This is a genomic window from Robertmurraya korlensis (assembly GCF_023715225.1).
Lineage (GTDB): Bacteria > Bacillota > Bacilli > Bacillales > Cytobacillaceae > Robertmurraya_A.
In genome coordinates, this window is record NZ_JAMBNS010000001.1 from 574,955 (window position 1) to 596,360 (window position 21,406).

General features: G+C 37.8%; 25 protein-coding genes. 24 read left to right on the forward strand and 1 reads right to left on the reverse strand.

All coding sequences use genetic code 11. The features are described 5' to 3' along the window. Window positions 1-3: 3 nt before the first annotated feature. From M3175_RS03115 to M3175_RS03170, 12 genes are all read left to right on the forward strand, one after another. A complete protein-coding gene (locus M3175_RS03115) occupies window positions 4-825 on the forward strand; it encodes a purine-nucleoside phosphorylase (RefSeq protein WP_251514568.1) in 822 nt (273 codons plus the stop codon). 35 nt (window positions 826-860) lie between these two features. Further along, window positions 861-2,165, forward strand: coding sequence for a pyrimidine-nucleoside phosphorylase (locus M3175_RS03120; RefSeq protein ID WP_251515274.1), 1,305 nt, complete (start codon window positions 861-863; stop codon window positions 2,163-2,165). A gap of 120 nt (window positions 2,166-2,285) precedes the next feature. After that, complete coding sequence (locus tag M3175_RS03125; RefSeq protein WP_251514569.1) at window positions 2,286-3,455, forward strand: D-alanyl-D-alanine carboxypeptidase family protein; 1,170 nt, start codon at window positions 2,286-2,288, stop codon at window positions 3,453-3,455. 125 nt (window positions 3,456-3,580) lie between these two features. Continuing rightward, entirely contained in the window at window positions 3,581-3,931 is a 351-nt protein-coding gene (spoIIAA, locus tag M3175_RS03130; protein WP_119709004.1) for an anti-sigma F factor antagonist, read from the forward strand. A 3-nt stretch (window positions 3,932-3,934) separates the two neighbouring features. Beyond that, window positions 3,935-4,375 (forward strand): anti-sigma F factor, encoded by a 441-nt coding sequence (gene spoIIAB / locus M3175_RS03135; RefSeq protein WP_251514570.1) that lies wholly within the window; start codon window positions 3,935-3,937, stop codon window positions 4,373-4,375. A 13-nt stretch (window positions 4,376-4,388) separates the two neighbouring features. Beyond that, the gene (sigF, locus tag M3175_RS03140) at window positions 4,389-5,147 is read left to right on the forward strand and encodes an RNA polymerase sporulation sigma factor SigF (protein ID WP_119709002.1); all 759 of its coding nucleotides are present in this window, start codon (window positions 4,389-4,391) and stop codon (window positions 5,145-5,147) included. Between the two features lie 125 nt (window positions 5,148-5,272). Continuing rightward, entirely contained in the window at window positions 5,273-5,893 is a 621-nt protein-coding gene (locus M3175_RS03145; protein ID WP_251514571.1) for a stage V sporulation protein AA, read from the forward strand. Further along, on the forward strand, window positions 5,883-6,305 hold the full coding sequence (locus tag M3175_RS03150) for a stage V sporulation protein AB (protein ID WP_251514572.1): 423 nt from the start codon (window positions 5,883-5,885) through the stop codon (window positions 6,303-6,305). The genes M3175_RS03145 and M3175_RS03150 overlap by 11 nt, the downstream gene beginning before the upstream one ends. A 25-nt stretch (window positions 6,306-6,330) precedes the next feature. Beyond that, window positions 6,331-6,900 (forward strand): stage V sporulation protein SpoVABEA, encoded by a 570-nt coding sequence (gene spoVAEA, locus M3175_RS03155; RefSeq protein WP_251514574.1) that lies wholly within the window; start codon window positions 6,331-6,333, stop codon window positions 6,898-6,900. Then, window positions 6,893-8,374, forward strand: coding sequence for a spore germination protein (locus M3175_RS03160; RefSeq protein ID WP_251514576.1), 1,482 nt, complete (start codon window positions 6,893-6,895; stop codon window positions 8,372-8,374). The genes spoVAEA and M3175_RS03160 overlap by 8 nt, the downstream gene beginning before the upstream one ends. A gap of 120 nt (window positions 8,375-8,494) precedes the next feature. Next, window positions 8,495-9,814, forward strand: a complete 1,320-nt coding sequence (lysA, locus tag M3175_RS03165; RefSeq protein ID WP_251514577.1) for a diaminopimelate decarboxylase — start codon at window positions 8,495-8,497, stop codon at window positions 9,812-9,814. Between the two features lie 352 nt (window positions 9,815-10,166). Next, on the forward strand, window positions 10,167-10,520 hold the full coding sequence (locus tag M3175_RS03170) for a GNAT family N-acetyltransferase (protein ID WP_119708997.1): 354 nt from the start codon (window positions 10,167-10,169) through the stop codon (window positions 10,518-10,520). A 19-nt stretch (window positions 10,521-10,539) separates the two neighbouring features. On the opposite strand, the gene M3175_RS03175 is transcribed toward M3175_RS03170, so the two are convergent. Further along, window positions 10,540-11,064: a DUF309 domain-containing protein gene (locus M3175_RS03175; protein ID WP_251514579.1), complete on the reverse strand. Its 525-nt coding sequence runs from the start codon at window positions 11,062-11,064 to the stop codon at window positions 10,540-10,542. Window positions 11,065-11,243: 179 nt separating this feature from the next. Between M3175_RS03175 and M3175_RS03180 the strand changes: the two genes are divergently transcribed. The 12 genes from M3175_RS03180 (at window position 11,244) to ccsB (ending at window position 21,404) form a co-directional block, all read left to right on the forward strand. Beyond that, window positions 11,244-11,987, forward strand: a complete 744-nt coding sequence (locus M3175_RS03180) for a segregation/condensation protein A (protein ID WP_251514580.1) — start codon at window positions 11,244-11,246, stop codon at window positions 11,985-11,987. Between the two features lie 8 nt (window positions 11,988-11,995). After that, window positions 11,996-12,583: an SMC-Scp complex subunit ScpB gene (gene scpB / locus M3175_RS03185; protein WP_251515277.1), complete on the forward strand. Its 588-nt coding sequence runs from the start codon at window positions 11,996-11,998 to the stop codon at window positions 12,581-12,583. Between the two features lie 124 nt (window positions 12,584-12,707). Beyond that, the gene (locus tag M3175_RS03190; protein ID WP_285852111.1) at window positions 12,708-13,130 is read left to right on the forward strand and encodes a hypothetical protein; all 423 of its coding nucleotides are present in this window, start codon (window positions 12,708-12,710) and stop codon (window positions 13,128-13,130) included. Window positions 13,131-13,188: 58 nt separating this feature from the next. Then, on the forward strand, window positions 13,189-13,677 hold the full coding sequence (locus M3175_RS03195) for a YpuI family protein (RefSeq protein WP_251514582.1): 489 nt from the start codon (window positions 13,189-13,191) through the stop codon (window positions 13,675-13,677). Window positions 13,678-13,782: 105 nt separating this feature from the next. Then, window positions 13,783-14,679, forward strand: a complete 897-nt coding sequence (locus tag M3175_RS03200) for a superoxide dismutase (RefSeq protein WP_251514584.1) — start codon at window positions 13,783-13,785, stop codon at window positions 14,677-14,679. A gap of 103 nt (window positions 14,680-14,782) precedes the next feature. Next, window positions 14,783-15,910, forward strand: coding sequence for a D-alanyl-D-alanine carboxypeptidase family protein (locus M3175_RS03205; protein WP_251514586.1), 1,128 nt, complete (start codon window positions 14,783-14,785; stop codon window positions 15,908-15,910). Next, the gene (locus M3175_RS03210) at window positions 15,903-16,490 is read left to right on the forward strand and encodes a nucleoside recognition domain-containing protein (protein WP_251514588.1); all 588 of its coding nucleotides are present in this window, start codon (window positions 15,903-15,905) and stop codon (window positions 16,488-16,490) included. The genes M3175_RS03205 and M3175_RS03210 overlap by 8 nt, the downstream gene beginning before the upstream one ends. A gap of 8 nt (window positions 16,491-16,498) precedes the next feature. Next, on the forward strand, window positions 16,499-17,032 hold the full coding sequence (locus M3175_RS03215) for a spore maturation protein (protein ID WP_251514590.1): 534 nt from the start codon (window positions 16,499-16,501) through the stop codon (window positions 17,030-17,032). A 148-nt stretch (window positions 17,033-17,180) separates the two neighbouring features. Further along, entirely contained in the window at window positions 17,181-17,903 is a 723-nt protein-coding gene (gene rluB, locus M3175_RS03220; protein ID WP_119708989.1) for a 23S rRNA pseudouridine(2605) synthase RluB, read from the forward strand. Between the two features lie 123 nt (window positions 17,904-18,026). Beyond that, the gene (gene resA / locus M3175_RS03225) at window positions 18,027-18,554 is read left to right on the forward strand and encodes a thiol-disulfide oxidoreductase ResA (protein ID WP_251514592.1); all 528 of its coding nucleotides are present in this window, start codon (window positions 18,027-18,029) and stop codon (window positions 18,552-18,554) included. A 19-nt stretch (window positions 18,555-18,573) separates the two neighbouring features. Further along, complete coding sequence (gene resB, locus M3175_RS03230) at window positions 18,574-20,220, forward strand: cytochrome c biogenesis protein ResB (protein ID WP_251514593.1); 1,647 nt, start codon at window positions 18,574-18,576, stop codon at window positions 20,218-20,220. Next, complete coding sequence (gene ccsB, locus M3175_RS03235) at window positions 20,217-21,404, forward strand: c-type cytochrome biogenesis protein CcsB (protein ID WP_251514595.1); 1,188 nt, start codon at window positions 20,217-20,219, stop codon at window positions 21,402-21,404. Before resB ends, ccsB begins: the two co-directional genes overlap by 4 nt. Window positions 21,405-21,406 lie beyond the last annotated feature (2 nt).

The window sequence follows — 21,406 nt, forward strand, 5'->3', positions numbered from 1 at the left end:
AAGATGGACGTGTTAAACATAAATAATTCAGCTTCTTTTTTAAAGGAAAAATACAAAAAAACACCAAAAATTGGACTGATCCTTGGTTCCGGGCTAGGAGTGCTTGCAGATGAGATTCTTGAGCCAACAAAAATTCCATACAATGAAATACCTGATTTCCCTGTTTCAACAGTAGAAGGCCATGCTGGACAGCTTGTATTTGGGACGTTAGAAGGTGTTGAGGTCGTTGCTATGCAAGGGAGATTTCATTACTACGAGGGATATAGCTTTGATAAAGTAACATTTCCTGTTCGCGTAATGAAAGAGCTTGGTGTAGAGATACTAATTGTCACAAATGCAGCAGGTGGCGTAAATGAGTCCTTTAATCCAGGTGATTTAATGTTAATTACCGATCATATTAATAATATGGGATCAAATCCGTTAATCGGGCCAAATGATTCAAGATTAGGCGTACGCTTCCCTGATATGTCTGAAGCTTATTCAAGAGAATTACGTGAAAAAGCAAAGCAGGTAGCTAATGGATTAGGTCTTACTCTTCAAGAGGGAGTGTATGTTGGAAACACTGGGCCTACATATGAGACGCCAGCAGAAGTTCGTATGTTACGTGTGTTGGGTGGCGACGCAGTTGGAATGTCAACGGTTCCGGAGGTTATTGTAGCAAGACATGCGAACTTAAAAATTCTAGGCATTTCTTGCATTTCTAATATGGCAGCAGGAATTTTAGACCAGCCGTTAAATCACGAGGAAGTAATAGAAACAACTGAAAAAGTAAAACATGACTTTTTAAGATTAGTTAAAGCAGTGGTTAAGGAAATAGGAGCATAAAAGAAAACAATATTCCTTATAAAGCGGTGAGAAAAATGAGAATGGTTGATATTATTGAGAAAAAGCGTGATGGCAAAGAGTTAACAACAGAAGAAATTCAATTTTGTATAAAAGGATACACGGATGGAAGCATTCCTGATTATCAAATGAGTGCTCTTACAATGGCCATCGTGTTTCAAGGGATGTCCGAGGCTGAAAGAGCGACTCTAACTATGGCTATGGTTGAGTCAGGGGACCAAATCGATCTATCGGCAATACATGGAACTAAGGTGGATAAACACTCGACAGGTGGAGTGGGAGATACAACCACTCTTGTATTAGGCCCATTGGTAGCCTCTGTAGGAGTGCCTGTTGCTAAAATGTCTGGGAGAGGGCTAGGACATACAGGTGGAACCATTGATAAGCTTGAATCGGTTGAAGGTTTTCATGTGGAGTTGGAAAATGAAGAGTTTGTCCGACTAGTGAACCAAAATAAAATAGCGGTTATTGGCCAAAGTGGGAACTTAACACCAGCTGATAAAAAGCTTTACGCCCTTAGAGACGTAACAGGTACGGTAGAAAGTATTCCATTAATCGCTAGCTCTATTATGAGTAAAAAAATTGCGGCTGGCGCCGATGCGATTGTGTTAGATGTAAAAACCGGTGCTGGAGCTTTTATGAAAACACTTGAGGATTCTCGTGAACTTGCAAAAGCAATGGTTCGAATCGGAAACAATGTTGGGCGAAGAACGATGGCCGTCATCTCTGACATGAGTCAGCCATTAGGATTTGCTATTGGAAATGCTTTAGAAGTAAAAGAAGCCATTGATACGTTAAAAGGAGAAGGACCAGAGGACTTAACAGAACTTTGTTTAACCCTTGGTAGCCATATGGTCTTGTTGGCTGAAAAAGCTACGAATGTAGAAGAGGCACGAGAAATGCTAAAGAATGCCATAAAGGATGGTTCAGCACTTGAAACATTGAAAGTCTTCCTTCGTTCCCAAGGAGGAGATGATTCTGTTGTTGACGATCCATCTAGACTGCCCCAAGCCACTTTTAAGATAGAAGTAGAAGCAAAGGAAGAGGGCTATATCGCAGAAATTATTGCAGATGAAATGGGAACAGCTGCCATGCTTTTAGGAGCTGGTAGAGCGACAAAGGAATCAGAAATCGATTTAGCTGTTGGGCTTCTATTAAAGAAGAAAATTGGAGATCAAGTTCAAGTAGGAGAATCGATTGTTACCATTTATAGTAATTTTGAGAATGTTCAAGAGGTAATAGAAAAGATTTATAATAGCATCACAATCACGAAAGAAAAAGTCTCAGCCCCTATACTCGTCCACGAAGAAATAACAGAATAGTAAGTGTAAACCTTCCTAATATTAGGAAGGTTTTTATTTTTTTCTTTGATTGGATCTTTTTGTATATTTTCTCTTTTCTTGGTGAAAAATGGATGTATAAAGAATGGAGGGCTATGTGCTATGAAGAAGATTCTATCATTATTAATGGCTTTTACTTTTTTAACATCTATTGCAACCCCAACTTTTGCTGAAGAGAAAACAACGGGTGTTGAGCTTGTTGATAATGCAAAGTCAGCCGTATTAATTGAAAGAGATACTGGAACAATTCTTTATAACAAAAACAGTGATGAAATGCTTCCGCCTGCTAGTATGACAAAAATCATGACGATGCTGCTAATTATGGAGGCTATCGACTTAGGAAAAATAAAATGGGATGACAAAATTCGAACAAGTGAATACGCAGCTTCCATGGGAGGTTCTCAAATTTTCCTAGAGCCTGGCGAAGAAATGACCACTGAAGAAATGCTTAAGGGGATAGCGATCGGTTCTGCAAATGACGCTTCCGTTGCGATGGCGGAAAGAATTGCAGGTTCCGAGGAAGCTTTTGTCGAGATGATGAATGCGAAGGTTAAAGAGCTTGGCTTGAAAAATACGGTTTTTAAAAATGTGACCGGTTTACCGGAGGATGGACATTATAGTACAGCTCATGACATGGCAGTTATGGCAAAAGAACTATTAAAATATGAGGGAATTACAAAATTTACAGGTACATACGAAGCCTACTTACGTGAACAAAGCGATAAGAAGTTTTGGCTTGTTAATACAAATCGTCTTGTTCGTTTTTATCCTGGAGTAGATGGGCTAAAAACCGGTTTTACTAACGAGGCAAAATACTGCTTAACGGCAACCGCAGAGAAAGATGGCATGCGTGTGATTGCAGTTGTTTTTGGTGCCCCAACCTCTAAAGAACGAAATGCTCAAATTTCGAAGATGCTGGACTATGCTTTTGCACAGTATCAAACTCATCCGATGTATGAAAGAAGCTTTTCAGTAGGTGAAGTAAAGGTGAGTAAGGGAAGTGAAAGCAAGGTTGAGGCCCTTACGAGTGAACCAATTTCCTTGTTAACGAAAAAAGGTGAAAAAGTCGATGATGTAAAGAAGGAAATCACTTACGAAAAAAATTTAAAAGCTCCAATTGAGAAAGGACAGACCATTGGTACATTAAAGCTCGTAAAAAATGGAGAAACTCTTGTGTCTAGTCCACTGGTAGCTAATGTATCCGTTAAAGAAGCAAATTGGTGGACGCTCTATAAACGTGCATTTGGTATGTTCACAAAAACGTCCAAATAAATATGTCGAATGACTTTTTATTCATGCTTTTTTTAGCGAATGAACACTAGTTTTGTCTGTAAGAAGGAAATCATCATTCCAATATCGAAAAAGACTCACTATACCACATAAGGAGGCTATGGATAGTGAGTCTACACATTGATATGGAAACAAAGAACGATGTCCTATTGTTACGACTTAGCGGCGAATTGGACCACCATTCTGCAGATGTACTTCGTGCAGAAGCAACCAAAGCCATTGAAACACATGATATACGTCATATTATTCTTAACCTAGAGCAGTTAGATTTTATGGATAGTTCAGGTTTAGGTGTGATTCTTGGGAGATACAAGCAAATTAAGCAGCAGCATGGTGAAATGGTTGTTTGTGCAATTTCACCTCCTATTCAAAGACTTTTTGATATGTCAGGCTTATTTAAAATTATCCGTTTGGAGCCGACAGAAGAATTTGCTCTTCGAGTATTGGGGGTAGCGTAAACAATGAAAAATGAAATGCAGCTTCAATTTACTGCTTTAAGTCAAAATGAATCTTTTGCACGTGTCACGGTAGCAGCCTTTGTGGCTCAGCTAGATCCAACGATGGATGAATTGACGGAGATTAAAACCGTCGTTTCTGAGGCGGTGACAAATGCCATTATTCACGGGTACAATAACGATCCTTCAGGTACGGTCTTTATCTCAGTAAAGATTGAGGATAGTTTTATTGAGTTGGAGATAAGAGACGAGGGCTCTGGAATTTTGGATATTGAGGAAGCTAGACAACCTTTATTTACAACCAAGCCAGAGTTAGAAAGATCAGGAATGGGCTTTACGATTATGGAAAATTTTATGGATGAAATCGACGTTCATTCAGAGCTAGGAATAGGTACCACAATTCGATTAAGAAAGCATTTAGCAAAGAGCGAAATGCTATGCAATTAAGGGAGTATTGCTTATGGATGTGGAGGTAAAGACTGATAGCAAACAAACGTATTTAAAGGATCATGAAGTGAAGGATCTAATCAAGAGAAGTCAAGATGGAGATCAAGAAGCTCGAGATACAATAGTGCAAAAAAATATGCGTCTTGTTTGGTCAGTTGTTCAACGCTTTCTCAATCGAGGCTATGAACCAGATGACTTATTCCAAATTGGATGCATAGGGTTACTGAAATCTGTCGATAAATTCGACTTATCTTATGATGTAAAATTTTCAACCTACGCAGTACCGATGATCATTGGAGAAATTCAACGTTTCATCCGAGATGACGGATCCGTTAAAGTGAGCCGTTCCTTAAAAGAAATGGGCAATAAAATAAGAAGAGCGAAGGACGAACTGTCCAAAAACCTAGGTAGAATACCAACTGTTTCTGAAATAGCCGAACATTTGAATCTGACTCCAGAAGATATCATTTTAGCTCAAGAAGCAAGCCGTCAACCATCTTCTATTCACGAAACGGTGTACGAAAATGATGGGGATCCAATTACCTTACTCGACCAAATCGATGATGGGAATGAAGGGAAATGGTTTGATAAAATTGCGTTAAAAGAAGCGATTCGAGAGCTAGATGAACGTGAGAGGCTGATTGTATATCTACGTTATTATAAGGATCAAACACAATCAGAAGTGGCAGAACGGCTAGGGATATCGCAAGTTCAAGTATCTAGACTGGAAAAAAAGATATTACAACAAATGAAAGATCGAATGGATTTATAATCCGTTCGATCTTTTTTTTTTTTTTGGATATTTACCCCATTCAACCCACTTATTGGTGAACATGAAGGAAAACAATCCAAAGCATACTATTTATACGAGGAAATCACTGTGTGGGAGTGAACGTTGTGGAAAATACGATTTACATCCGAATGCGACATCGCCTCCAAGTTCGACCTCACGATTCCATAAAACTTCAGGATGTTGCGCAAATAATCGCTGAAGATTCACTGTTAGAAAAGGTAAAAGATTGCATTGTTTATACAGTGTCAGAGAAAGACCAAAATATTATTATTCTGGATGTGATGAAAGTAATACCAATCTTAACAAATGTGATTGAACAAATTAATATTGAAATTATTGGTCAAACACAAACAATTGTTGAGGTAGTATACAAAAAAATCGGCGTATCTATTCCACTTTTTATTCTCATTTGGCTTCTGTTGTTTTTTGGTGCAGCACTCGCCATTATGAATTTCCATGAGGATGTTAGTATGCAAGCGGTCCATCAGAGGATATATAAAATTATTACAGGCAAGGAAAATGTAAAACCACTTTTACTGCAAATCCCCTATTCTATTGGCTTAGGTGTTGGTATGATTTTATTTTTTAACCATGTGTTTAAAAAGCGGTTAAATGAAGAACCTAGTCCGCTTGAGGTAGAAATGTTCAATTACCAGCAAGATCTCGATCGTTATGTGATCATTAATGAAAACGAAGAAAGTATGAAGAAACTTCATGATCATTAATATCGTATTCATCATTTTTATTGGTCTTGCAGGAGGGATTGCAGTTGGTTCGGGGTTTGTCGCTTTCCTCACCGTATTAGGGATTATTCCAAGGCTTACTCAATTATCAAAAACCATGAAGATGATTCATTGGTATGAATGGTCTGTCGTTTTCGGTGCAATTGCCGGTACAATTGCCTCTTTAAGAGAACCTGCTCTCTTTTTACCTTCGCTCATACTAATTCCGTTAGGCCTTGCTGGAGGGGTATTTGTTGGTTTACTTGCAGCTGCCTTAACCGAGGTACTAAACGTTTTTCCAATTCTCGCAAAAAGAGTAAGAATAGAGGACAAAATTATGATCTTGATGATGGCCTTTGTGTTCGGTAAAATTTTCGGTTCCCTGTTTCATTGGATGTACTTCGTAAACGAGTAAATAAGTAAAGAAAGGAACATTTCCTATGGAGAGACGGCGCCGCGTGATTCTTGTAACAGACGGAGATGAATACGCTAGAAAAGCAGTCGAACATGTTGCGAAGGAAATTGGTGGAAGATGTATTTCGATGTCGTATGGAAACCCGACGAGAATATCAGGCGATGAAATGGTCAAGCTCATCAAAAAGGCACCAAATGATCCAGTGCTTGTCATGTTTGATGATAGTGGATACGTAGGAGAAGGGGCTGGAGAACAGGCAATGAGGTATGTGGCAACACATAAAGATATTGAAGTTCTTGGTGTATTAGCAGTTGCTGCAAAAACAAGAAAAGCCGAGTGGACGAAAATTGATGTTTGTGTGGACCGCTACGGTGAGCTCACACCTTATGGGGTAGATAAATTTGGAGAACCAGATTTAGAACTTGGAAGAATGAATGGAGACACCGTATATTGTGTAGATGAGCTTCATGCACCTGTAGTAGTTGGGATAGGTGATATAGGAAAAATGGCTAGGAATGACGATGTTAAAATAGGAGCACCCATTACACATAAAGCGGTACAAATCATCCTAGAAAGGAGTGGATTCTATGACTAAAACACCAATTAATCCACTACCAATTCCTTCTCTTGACGAACTTGAAAATTATATGAAGGAGCATGTTGGGTTAGAGGAAACATTTGATATTGGAGTTAGAAAGTTTAAGGTATTGAAAAAGGATGTGCATTTGTATTATTTAAATGGTCTGGTTGACACAAATGTGGTTATTCAAAATACGGAGGAAATTGTAAGAATCAATGACCATGAGAAAACCACTTCTGATTATTTAGCCTTAATAGAAAATCGATTAGTTCATCAATCTGTATCTAAAATTAAGACAATAGGTGAAATCGTTGACCAAGTTTTAACAGGAACTCTCGTTATTGTTGTTGAGGGATATGCTGAAGCATTAGTTGTGGATGTAAGGGCGTACCCTGGTAGGACTCCTCAAGAACCTGATACAGAGAAGGTCATAAGAGGATCTCGAGATGGCTTTGTAGAGAACTTTATCGTCAATACTGCGCTAACAAGAAGAAGAATAAAAGACGGAAGATTGCGTTTTGAAAAGCTAACGGTTGGTGAAAGATCTAAGACAGACATTGTAATTGGTTACCTAAAGGATGTTGCTAATCCTGACCTTGTGAACATTATTAGAAAAGAACTCGAATCTATTGAGATAGATGGATTAACCATGGCAGATAAAGCAGTGGAAGAATTCCTCGTAAAGCAAGGGTATAACCCGTATCCTTTAGTAAGGTATACGGAGAGAGCCGATATTGCAGCAACACATATTTTAGAAGGACATGTCTTAATTTACGTAGATACATCACCAAGTGTAATTATCACGCCTACTACATATTTCCATCATTTACACCATGCAGAAGAGTATCGTGAATCCGCACTCGTTGGTACTGTCGTACGTTGGACACGCTTAGTTGGTGTATTAGCATCATTGTTTTTACTTCCGTTATGGTTTTTATTTGTATTGGAGCCTGAGTTATTACCAAAAGCAATCAAGTTCATCGGTCCTAATAAATCAACAAATATTCCAACAGTAGTGCAATTATTTTTGGCCGATTTCGGAATCTTGTTTTTACGACTGGCGGCTATTCATACGCCAACTCCATTGGCTACCTCAATGGGCTTAGTTGCCGCTGTACTTATTGGTCAAATTGCCATTGATGTGGGCTTATTTGTACCAGAAGTGATTCTGTACGTGGCGGTTTCAGCAGTTGGAACTTTTACCACTCCAAGTTATGAACTTGGAATTGCGAATAATCTTATGAAGCTTTTCTTATTAATTGTTGTAGCGATATTTAAACTACCAGGTTTTGTGATAGGGGTAACGGCCTATATTTTATACTTAACAAGTATACGATCCTTGAACAGTCCATATATGTGGCCGTTCATGCCGTTTCATCCTAAAGCCTTTCTTGAAGTACTTTTCCGCAGGTCGGTTCCAGGAACAAAGCTTAGACCAAGCATTGTTCAACCTAGAGATCGTTACAGACAAAAAACAAACGGGAACTAAATGGGAATATTGCGAATTTACTATATCTATGGTAAAGTAATGTTTAATTTCAAACTGGTTTAATCAACAAATAGACAGCCTAGCTGTCTATTTGTGTATCCATAGAAGTGAGGGGAAGAAATGTTTTTTCATGGTTCATCAAAGATAAATGAAAGAGGACACCTAGAAATTGGTGGTGTCGATACCACAGACCTTGTAAAAGAGTTCGGAACACCTGTATATGTTTATGATGTGTCATTGATTCGTGAGCGGGCAAGGGGTTTCAAACAAACCTTTGACCAACTTGGTATAAAAGCTCAAGTTGCTTACGCTAGCAAAGCATTTTCCACGATTGCAATGATTCAACTGGCTGAGGAAGAGGGGCTTTCATTGGACGTTGTTTCCGGAGGAGAGCTATATACGGCAATAGCAGCTGAATTCCCTGTGGAGCGAATTCATTTTCATGGAAACAACAAAAGTCGTGAAGAACTTGAAATGGCATTAAACTATCAAATCGGTTGTATTGTGGTTGATAACTTTTATGAATTAGAACTATTAGATACGATCTGTACGGAGAGAAAGCAATCTGTTTCTATTTTGCTTCGAGTCACACCTGGGATTGAGGCTCATACACATGACTATATTCTAACGGGCCAGGAAGACTCGAAATTTGGTTTTGATCTACAAAATGGACAAGCGGCTGAGGCGCTGCAAAAGGCTGTGAAGTCTGAGTACTTAGACCTACTCGGGGTGCATTGTCATATCGGTTCACAAATATTTGAAACAACTGGATTTTTGTTAGCAGCAAGAAAAATATTTGCTAAGCTTCATGAGTGGAAAGAAATGTATTCTTTTGAATCAAAGGTACTAAATTTGGGTGGTGGCTTCGGTATTCGATATACAAGTGAAGACGAGCCAATTCCTGCTTCTCAATACGTAAAAGAAATTATTAAAGAAGTAAAGCTGCAAGCCGAGGAGTTCTCAATGGCTATGCCAGAAATTTGGATTGAGCCAGGTCGGTCCCTTGTTGGTGATGCGGGCACGACACTTTATAAAATTGGTTCAAAAAAGGATGTTCCTAATGTTCGTAAATATTTGGCTGTAGATGGTGGGATGAGTGATAACATTCGTCCAGCATTGTATGAGGCAAAATATGAAGCGATCCTAGCGAATAAACCACTTCAGCCAGTCGAAGAGACGGTTTCGATTGCAGGGAAATGCTGTGAATCGGGAGATATGCTGATTTGGGATTTGCCATTACCGAAGACGGACAGTGACGATATTCTAGCGGTTTTCTGTACTGGAGCTTATGGTTATTCAATGGCAAATAACTATAATCGTATTCCAAGGCCACCAGTGGTCTTTGTTGAAAATGGAAAAGCGGTTTTAGTTGTACGTAGGGAGACGTTTGAAGATATTGTTAAACAAGATTTGCCATTTGTCCAGCGAGTAAAAAGCTAATTTAGAGGAGCTGTCGCGAATGTGACAGCTTTTTACAGTACATAGATCTTTTGGAGGTATTTGTGAAAAAAAATAATGCGCTTTTATTTATTTTCATTTTACTTATTTCGCTCATTTGGGGCGGGTATTATTGGTTATTCTTATCACCAGGGCTGTAAAGAAAAAAGACTCACTTTATGATACAAAAGTTGTTGAATCTGAAAATACATTGAAGAAATGTAGAGAATCTTGTATGATAATATCGTATTGAGGAATATACATTGAAACAAAAAGAAATAATTGACATATAATACAAATGTATTTAAAGGAAATTTAACTCCTTAAAAGCTCAGGATATGATGAGGGATCACTTATGTTAATTCGCTACAAAAAAGCTTTTGAAAAGATTGCGATGGGCTTACTGTCATTTATGCCTAATGAAAAAGACCTGAAAAAGCTACAGCAAACAATGAAGCAGTATGACCAATCAGAAGATTGGCAATTGTTTCTTTGGAAAGAAGAAGATATTATTGGATTAATTGGGGTAACGACAGTGTCAGAGGACATGCTAGAAATTCAACATATTTCAGTGAATCCTTCGCATCGGCACCAAGGAATTGGAAAAACGATGATAAAGGCATTAAAAGAGTTTTTCCCTGGGAAAGAGATACGAGCAAATGAAGAAACTTCTGCTTTCTTTGAAAAATGCGACTCTCTTTTATCATAAATAGAAGAAGGAAACAGTGTTAATCACTGCTTCCTTTTTTTTGGTTTAATGCATTCAATCTGCTTTGGATGACCTCTGAACGATCTCTCATCGAGTGCCGATGAATAATGTCCCTGTTTGCTAAATTGCTATCAACACCCCATATTAGACCAGCTTTTTTGGCTTGACACTCGCAAGCACTTAATAATGAGGCATCGGTAATAGGAAGATTCATGCTTTTATAAGGAAGTGTAAGTTCAATCTCTTCTTTTTTCCTTAAAATAGCCTCAAGTAGCTTTTCCTCATCAATGCCGTATTCTTTGATTGATTGTTTATGGATGGTTAGTATCGATAATGCTTTTTGTATCGTACGCAAAGCCCCAACAAAATTTCCTCGACGGTGATGATATTGACTGACTGCCAGTTGAATCCATCCAACTAAAATAGATTCCTTGTTACGCGCATCTACATCCTTCCAGTGTTCTTCTAGAATCTCATGACATTCAAAATAATCTCTGTCACTATGAAAATGAACCAAGTAACTAATGAAATCTGTTGTAAACATAGATACGCTCCTTTCGTTACTTCATTTTACCATGTTTTCTACCTATAGGCTTTTCACGTTGCTTATATTATGAAGAAATAGGAACAAACTTTCAGAAAGAAATCTTGGATTAACACAATCTTTCCTCTATACTAAGTATAGTTATTTTAAGAAATTAAGAAAGAAATTTTGGTGGGATTATGCACTATAATGTGAAGATTGATGCATTTGAGGGGCCGTTAGATTTATTACTTCACCTCATTAATCGGTTAGAAATTGATATTTATGATATACCCGTTGCACAAATTACAGAGCAATATTTACTATATATCCACACGATGAAAGAGCTACAGCTAGATGTAGCAAGTGAGTATTTGGTTATGGCTGCCACTTTGCTAGCTATCAAAAGTAAGATGCTACTTCCAAAGCATGAAGAAGAGCTTGAAGATGATATGGAGTTTGGGTACGAAGAAGACCCGAGAGAAGAATTAATTGAAAAACTAATGGAATACAAGAAATATAAAGAAGCAGCTGACGATTTAAAGGTTTTAGAGCAGGAGCGAGGTCTAATGTTCACGAAGCCCCCTAGCGATCTTTCGGATTATTCGAAAGAGGAGGAAATAGACAGACGTCATCTCGATGTATCGTTGTACGATATGCTGGGTGCTTTTCAAAAACTCATGCGGAGAAAAAGGCTTCAAAAACCGTTATCTACTAAGATTGCAAGACAAGAAATTCCTATTGAAAAACGAATGGATGAAATCATGGGGAAGCTGCGGTCAGTGAAGGGAAGAGTTAGCTTTTATGATTTATTCCCAATCCAGGAAAAGGATCATATTGTCGTAACTTTTCTTTCTATCCTAGAGTTAATGAAAAGAAAAGAAATATTTGTAGAGCAAGAAAGTAATTTTTCGGAGATTTATGTGATTGCGAAGGGAGTATAAGATTGTCATTGGATATTATTAATTGGAATGGAATAGTGGAAAGTCTCTTGTTTGCAGCAGGGGATGAAGGTTTAACAATTAAGCAAATTTCGACGGTCCTTGAAATCGAACAAGTCGAAGCGGAACGAATTGTCAGGGATTTAATGGACGAGCTTTCTAAAAATGAAAATCGAGGAATAGCAGTTGTTCAATTGGCTGGTACCTATCAGCTAGCAACAAAGAAGGAGAATTCCATTTACTTAAAGAAACTGGTTGAATCACCAAGTACTTCGACTCTCTCACAGGCTGCATTAGAGACGTTGGCTATTATTGCATATAAACAGCCAATCACTAGAGCAGAAATAGAAGAAATACGAGGAGTGAAGACCGAGCGACCATTACAAACACTGGTCGGTAAAGTGCTTGTCAAGGAAGTTGGAAGAGCGGAAGGAACGGGACGAGCAATCCTTTATGGTACAACAAAAGAATTCTTAGATTATTTTGGTTTAAGGAGTTTAGAGGAACTGCCTCCATTGCCAGAGAAAGTGGATGATGAGTTTGTGCAAGAAGAAGCAGACTTATTTTTTGAGAAATTCCAAGAAAATCTGGAATCATAAGTTTTCTTAAGCATATATTCATTATTTGTGATAAAATATAATTAATTTTCAGAGAAATGCTTCTATTTGGGGGCATTTTTAACACAATTTGCACCTGCCTCATGACGAGGTAAGAAAGGGATGTATGAACGTGTTAATTAAAAGCTGTGTAGGGTATGAGCTGGAAAAAGAAAAATCTAACACTTCAGAGGATTTTTTCAACCGAAGCGAAGTAACTTTTGAAGAAGAGAATACGGAGAAAACGCTCGCCGTTCTTTATGTTCGGTTTTTTGAGGAGAAATTGAATGAGTTCACTCCATATTCAGCGAATCCGATCTTTCAAGAGGATGGACAAGAAATTTATTTAATGGATATAGTTGCTCTCGTATTATTAATTAAAAATCCTGGTTTTAGACATCGAAAAAGAGTGTATATCAATAATCAGAAGGAATTCGCTGCTTATTTTCAGGACATTGATTTTGATAAGATTATTGAAGTTGTTAAAAAGGTAAAAAGTAATCAGGCTTGCCAGCTTTCTTCTCTGTTGGAATATACGGTGCAAGCATAAATTAGTTATCCAATAAACCAAACATTCAGAGTTATTACAAAGGGCAGGGGTGTAGACAGTGGGTAATTCAATGGTGAAGGTTCAAGTAATGGACGTAAAGTCTTTTTTAACAAATACAGTTACTGGTTTAGAGTCTTTCTTAAACAGTACAACGATTGATGGACTATTGTCAGAAAAACAAGGCGACAAAGAATACTATAAACGAATCTTAGGTAATTTAAGAAAGCTGCTTGTATATTGTGAAGAAGGATTAGATGCTTGTGCAGTAATTTTACAGTCAGAGTCTTTTCCAAAAGGAGCAGCTGAAAAGACGCTTTATAGTATTTATCATAAATGTATTGAAGAATTTTTCTCTCCTAAAAATGATGTATGGTATGAAGATAGCCGATCTGCTTATACGGGTAAGAACTCAATTAAATTCCAAGAAGACGTTCCTGATCGTGTTCTTCAGCTGCTAAAAGGGTTTGAAGGGGAATTCCAGAAGATACGTGAAGAGCTAGAGTACTACGAAACAGATTATCGAACAAAAATGACACAATCGAAATAACGACCTATTGGTCGTTATTTTTTTGTACTTTCATTCTTAATGGTGTCAAGTGGGCAATTCCCTCATATGCTTTAAGGTAAACCCAATTGTTCTGAGGTGATGATATTGAATCGGTTTGAACAGTATGTTAAGGACGTTATAAGCTACAACGAAGAACTTAAGCGATTTCTAGAGCAAGAGCATGTCCCGGAAGAAGATGGATTATGGAGTAAACTCGATCATTTTGGTGAAATTATGAATCATGTTACACGAAGCGGAGATTTAACACAGGAAGAATTTACGACTGTTCAAGAAAAGGTCGAAGAATTACATGATGAAATGGAAGCATATTTTGCAAAAAGACAGCAGATAGGATCGATATATTTGCAGGAACCTTCTTTAAAAGCAGGAGAGCATGTTTTGCCAAAACTACCTTACAGGTATGATGCATTGGAACCTTATATTTCTGAAAAGATTATGGAACTACATCATAGTAAGCATCATCAATCCTATGTTGATGGGTTAAATAAAGCGGAGGTCAAGCTTAAGGAAGCTCGAGAAAAAAGTGATTATTCATTAGTAAAGCATTGGTCGAGAGAGCTAGCCTTTCATGGATCTGGACATTACTTACACAGTCTCTTTTGGGAAACAATGAAACCGAATGGTGGGGGACAGCCGACAGGCAAGCTGTTAGAGGAGATTAACAAATATTTTGGCAATTTTAATGCTTTTAAAAAGCATTTTACAGAAGCAGCAAAAGCTGTGGAAGGAAGTGGATGGGCCATTTTAGTTTGGTCACCAAGAGCACGGCATCTAGAAATCCTTCAATCAGAAAAACATATGAATTTGACGCAATGGGATACGATTCCACTTCTACCGTTAGATGTATGGGAACACGCATATTATTTGCAATATAACAATAATCGAGCCGATTACGTCTCCAATTGGTGGAACGTAGTGAATTGGAGAAAAGTGGAGGAGAGACTTTCACAAGCAACACAATTGAAATGGAAACTATTATAAATGGAAGAGTCCACCGCTTGTAAACTGGTGGACTCTTTTTGGCATATTCACTTTTATCAAGCATAGACTTGTACAAACATAACTAGGAGACGAGGGTTGAAGAATGCGTAAAAAGGTATTTGTGTTAATAATAATCACCTTTTTTATTCTTTTTCATATTCCAGTGAGTGCCAATACGAATATCAATGTTAGCTCACAATATGCTGTTCTGATGGAACAAAGCTCAGGAAGAGTATTATTCGAAAAGGGTGCACATGAAAAAAGGCGAATTGCCAGTATCACAAAAATAATGACAGCTGTCCTTGCCATCGAGTCAGGAAAACTAAATGAGATGGTAAAAGTCAGTAAAAATGCGACTAGAGCGGAAGGATCTTCCTTATATCTAAAGGAGAACGAAGAAGTCAAACTAGAAGATTTAGTGTACGGTTTAATGCTTCGCTCTGGCAATGATGCTGCTGTTGCAATTGCTGAGTATATCGGAGGCAGTGTGGAGGGCTTTGCGTTTTTAATGAATCAAAAAGCAGATGAGATCGGAATGTTACATTCTCACTTTACCAATCCTCATGGCTTAGATGATTCTAATGATCACTATTCAACAGCATATGATATGGCTATTTTAACAAGATATGCAATGATGAATGATACTTATAAATTGATAGCAGGAACGGAAGTACACAGAGCCCCTAATCCTACAGAAAGCTGGGACCGGGTATGGCGGAATAAGAATCGTTTGCTAACAGAGTTATATGACTATAGTACAGGTGGAAAAACGGGTTTTACCAAGCTAGCAAAACGCACATTAGTGTCCACTGCTACGAAAGATGGTATGGATTTAATCGCAGTTACATTGAACGGGCCAGACGATTGGAATGATCATATAAATATGTTCGAAACAGCTTTTAAGACGTATGAAATGGTACAAGTTGTTGAAAAGGGGTTCATTTCTGGCATTCAATCAGACAAGTATAAGAATAAGGCGGTAGTGAAACACGACTTTCTGTACCCTGTAATAGAAGCTGAAAAAGATGAATTTGAGCTTGAGTATAAATTAAAACAACTAAAGAGTGAAAGAAATATTCCTGAAGTAATAGGGGAACTAATCATTACCTTTGATGATCAGCCAATCAAAACGATGCCCATTTATTATAACAATGAAAAAGAAGAAACGAGCTTTTTCGAATCTTTTAAAAAAGTATTTACTACGATGATAGGCGTGAACGCTAATGGTTAATATTATATGGGTTTGCTTAACCTTAATTGGTATAGCATTTGCAATGGTTAATGGAACAATGCCTGAGGTAAACGAAGCTATATTTAATGGAGCAAAGGAAGCAGTTACACTATGTATTGGTCTTATTAGTATACTTGTATTTTGGTTAGGAATGATGAGGATAGCGGAAGATGCAGGATTACTTAAAAAATTATCAAATTTATTTAGGCCAATAGTTACGAGGTTGTTTCCAGAAATACCACATAATCATCCAGCAATGGGATATATCCTTTCAAATATGATGGCAAATATGTTTGGACTAGGAAATGCAGCAACTCCTCTTGGTATTAAAGCAATGGAAGAAATGAAAAAAATAAACGGAGGTAAGAATGAAGCGAGCCGATCCATGATAACATTTCTGGCCATTAATACTTCAAGTATCACGCTCATTCCAACGACGGTTATTGCTATTCGGATGAATTATAATTCAGCCTCACCTACGGATATAGTCGGTCCAACCTTGATTGCAACTATCTGTTCCTCTATAGGTGCAATTCTCATTGATCGTTTTTATTACTACCGAAGAAGCCGTAAAGGATGATGTAGAAAATGGGTATCGTTACAGCTATTTCATTATGGTTTATTCCCGTATTGATTGCTGTTATTCTCTTATATGGAACGTATAAACAAGTTCCTACATATGAAAGCTTTGTTGAAGGTGGGAAAGAAGGAATAAAGATAGCTGTCTCAATCATTCCCTTTTTAGTTGGAATGCTTGTAGCTATTTCCGTTTTTCGTGCATCAGGTGCGTTGGAGTATTTTATGAGTTTTCTAAAACCGGTTCTTGAAGCAATTGGTGTACCTCCAGAGATCGCGCCACTAGCCATTATTCGGCCAATCTCAGGAACAGCCGCATTAGGGATGACGAGTGATTTAATGGCACAGCATGGACCAGACTCGTATATTGGTAGACTTGCCGCCACTTTACAAGGAAGTACGGATACTACCTTCTATGTGTTAACCGTTTACTTTGGCGCAGTTGGAATCAAAAAAATGGGGGATGCTCTAAAAGTGGGGCTTCTCGCTGATTTAGTAGGCATAATCGCTGCTATTGTGGTAGTTACTATTGTATTTGGTTATTAATTAATAGAGGATACTCTTCACATTATGTGGGGAGTATCTTTTTTTTACAATAGTTATTTCGTACAGGTTACTTTGAAATCATGAAAATATATGTCATAATGCTAGAGGAGTAAACACTACAGGAAACACACATTATGAGGTGACATAGATGGAAAGATTACAGAAAGTAATTGCACACGCAGGGATTGCGTCGAGAAGAAAAGCAGAACAATTAATTGAAGAAGGACATGTTCGAGTGAATGGGAAGGTTGTAAAGGAACTAGGAATAAAGGTTTCTTCTTCAGATAAAGTTGAAGTTGATGGAATTCCTCTAGAAAGAGAAGAGCCAATCTACTTTATGCTTTATAAACCTAGGGGAGTGATCTCAAGTGTTAACGATGATAAAGGGAGAAAAGTAGTAACAGATTTTTTCCCAATGATTGAACAACGAATTTATCCAGTTGGAAGGTTGGATTATGATACATCTGGTTTATTAATATTAACGAATGATGGCGAATTTGCAAACACACTTATGCATCCAAGTAACCAAATCGATAAAGTGTATGTGGCCAAGGTAAAAGGCATTCCTACAAAGGAAGCATTGAAGGCTCTTGAAAGAGGGGTTCGTCTAGAGGATGGAAAAACCGCTCCAGCAAAAGTGAAAATGCACACGGTAGACAAGAAAAAACAAACCGCCATCGTAGAGATTACCATCCATGAAGGAAGAAACAGACAGGTTAGAAGAATGTTTGAAGCTGTAGGGAATCCTGTTCTAAAACTTAAACGAGAGCGTTATGGTTTTCTGACCCTTCAAGGATTAAAAGTTGGCGATGCTCGAGAGCTTTCTCCTCATGAAGTAAAACAATTACGTGCACTTGCACTAAAAAAATAAAAAAATAAAAAAAGTTCATAGAAGTGTCACAGTCTTTTGATAGCGATAACAATATGAGTATGTTGAAAAATGATATAATAAAGCAAATTGTGCAATCTTGACTGTGAATGGGGGAGGAACCATATGAAAAAGCAGAGGCTGCTAATAAGAACGGTCATTTTACTGCTTCTTGGCGCTGCGGTTGCCTATACACTATACGCCAATTTTACTAAGGATGAGGTACAAAAGGTCGAGGTAGGGAAAAAAGCACCTGACTTTGTTCTTACCGATCTGAATGGGGAAAAACATCAGCTTTCCGATTATGAAGGAGAAGGTGTGCTGTTAAACTTTTGGGCAACTTGGTGTAAGCCTTGTGAGAAAGAAATGCCGTTTTTAAATAACCAATATCAAGCATATAAAGATCAAGGGGTACATGTTATTGCAGTAAACGTAGGGGAATCTAATGTTGCTGTTTCTGATTTTTCTAAACGATATGATTTGCAATTTCCAATTGTTACTGACAAGGACAGTCAAGTAATGACAGCTTATGGAGTAGACCCCCTTCCAATTACGTTTTTAATTGATAAACAAGGAAATGTGGTAGAAATTCATAAGGGTCAGATCGTTGCTGAGGCTGATGTTACAGAGATGATGGAGAAGATAAAACCATAGGGTATGAGGAGATTTTGCAATGAATCAAGTTAAATGCGATTGTGGTCATGTAAATCCACATGGCACAATCCTCTGTGAGGCGTGTGGGAAAATCATAGAGGATGGTACTCAAATTACAGCAGAACCCGTAATAGATATGCGGTATGAAGGAAGTGCAAGAAGGTCACAAACGTATAACAAGTCCATAATTGATAAGGTTTGGAACTTTTTCTCATCGGTAAAAGTAGGGGTATGGCTTATTATCGTGACACTTATTGCTTCTTCATTAGGAACCATTTTACCTCAAGAGATGTATATTCCAACCATTATGCCTGTCGCTGAATATTATGAGGATCAATACGGTTGGTTTGGTAGATTGTATTATGACCTTGGGTTTCATAATTTATATAGTTCATGGTGGTATCTATTATTAATTGCAGCGATCGGTGTTTCTCTTGTTATTTGTAGTCTAGATCGCGTGGTGCCCCTGTATAGAGCATTAAAGAAACAAAGAGTCATTCGACATGAGAGCTTTCTACAAAGACAAAGAATTTATGGAAGTACTAATGATCCGGTAAACGATCAATCTTTTGAATTAGTTAAAGAACAATTAAAAAAGAAACGCTATAACATCCGTGAAGATAATGGAAATATTTTAGCTGAAAAAGGTCGATTCTCTAGATGGGGCCCTTATGTTAATCACGTTGGCTTAATCATCTTTCTTATAGGTAGTATGCTCAGATTTGTCCCAGGAATGTACATAGATGAAATTCTTTGGGTACGAGAAGGGGAAACAAAAGTGATTCCCGAGACAGATGGGCAATATTACTTAAGGAATGTAGATTTCAAGTTAGAGGTGTATGACAAGGAAACCGATAATGAAGCATTTGGGGATGCATTAGATAGTGCAGGAATGGTTGCGAAAAACTATCAATCTGATGTCATTCTTTATAAGACAAAGGGGAATACAGTAGCAGGTGAGGAACCTGAGCTAGAGGAAGTAGATTCTACTAGCATTCGGGTGAATGAACCACTAAAGTTTGAAAAATTCGCTCTTTATCAAGTCAATTATAAACTTGATGAATTGTCAAAAATGTCTTTCTTACTAACAAATAAGAGCACCGGCAAAACATTTGGTGATATTACCGTTAACCTGAATGATCCTGAAAAATTGTATGAGCTTGATAACGGTTATTCTGTGCAACTGATGAGTTACTTTCCTGACTTTGAGTTTGGTGAGGATGGCAATCCCACTACGAAGTCCAGAGTTCCGAACAACCCTGCCTTTGTATTTAAGATGTTTTCACCAGAGAAACCCGAAGGAGAAGTTAGTTTTGTTGCTATTCAACAAACGATTGAACCTTTAGGTAATAATGAATATAAGATGGCCTTCAATGGAATTGAAACGAAGGATGTTACCGGACTTACTGTTCGTAAAGATTTAACTCTTTGGATCATTGGATTGGGTGGGTTGATCTTTATGATTGGTGTGGTTCAAGGCGCATATTGGAACCATCGTCGCATATGGATTCAGCGTAAAGGAGACGAGGTTTGGGTAGCCGCACATACGAACAAAAACTGGTTTGGACTGAAAAAAGAAATACAGCTGGTTCTTGAGGGGACAGAAATAAAAGAACCGTTGGACCAATTGAAGGAAAACCAGGTGGATGAGGGGGAAAAAGATTGATCACTCTTAGTGAAAATCTATTATATATTGCGTTTGTACTTTATTTGCTTTCTATTCCGTTCTTTGGAGGAGCCATTAAGCAAAAGAAAAACTTAGATCATCAGCAAAATAGTAGCAAGTGGGCGACCATTGGAATCGTTATATCGAGCCTAGGATTTGCTTCACAGCTTGGTTTCTTTTTTACACGATGGTCCATAGCTGGACATGCTCCAGTCAGTAATCTATTTGAGTTTACGACTTTTTTTGGAATGTGTTTAGTTGGTGCTTTTATCATTATCTATTTTATCTATAAGACACCTTTATTAGGATTGTTTACAATGCCAATTGCCTTATTGGTGATTGCATTTGCAAGTATGTTCCCTACAGATATTTCTCCATTAATTCCGGCTTTACAAAGTGATTGGCTTCATATACATGTAACAACTGTGGCTTTAGGTGAAGCTATTTTAGCTGTTAGCTTTGGGGCTGCATTAATTTATTTAGTAAAAGTGATTGATCAAACAAAAAATAGTAAAAGTACTACCTGGTTAGAGGTAGTTATGTATGGATTAATCGCTACATTGGGATTTGTCATCGTTGTATCAGCATTTTCTTTTGCTGATTATAAGGCAGAATTTAATTGGGTTGATAAAAATGAGAATGAGGCAAAAGTGGAGTATCATTTGCCAGCTCTAGTTGGTCCCAATCAAGGAGAGCTTCTAACAGAAGGGAAAATGGAACCCCTTGTATCAGTACCAGGGATCATCAATGCGAAAAAGCTAAATACGGTCATTTGGTCATTTGGTGCAGGTATCCTCCTATATGGACTTTTACGCTTAGTCTTAAGAAAAAGAATTGGGGCAGCATTGAAACCATTTACAAAAAATATTAATCTAGACTTAGTCGATGAAATCAGCTACCGTTCTGTGTTAATCGGTTTTCCAGTGTTTACATTAGGGGGACTTGTTTTTGCAATGATCTGGGCACAAATCGCTTGGACCCGTTTTTGGGGTTGGGATCCTAAAGAGGTTTGGGCACTTATTACTTGGCTTTTTTATGCCGCATTTTTACATCTTCGACTCTCTAAAGGATGGCATGGAGAAAAATCTGCATGGTTAGCGGTTATTGGATTTATTATTATTATGTTTAATTTAGTTGCTGTCAATCTTGTAATTGCAGGGCTTCATTCTTACGCAGGATCCTAAAA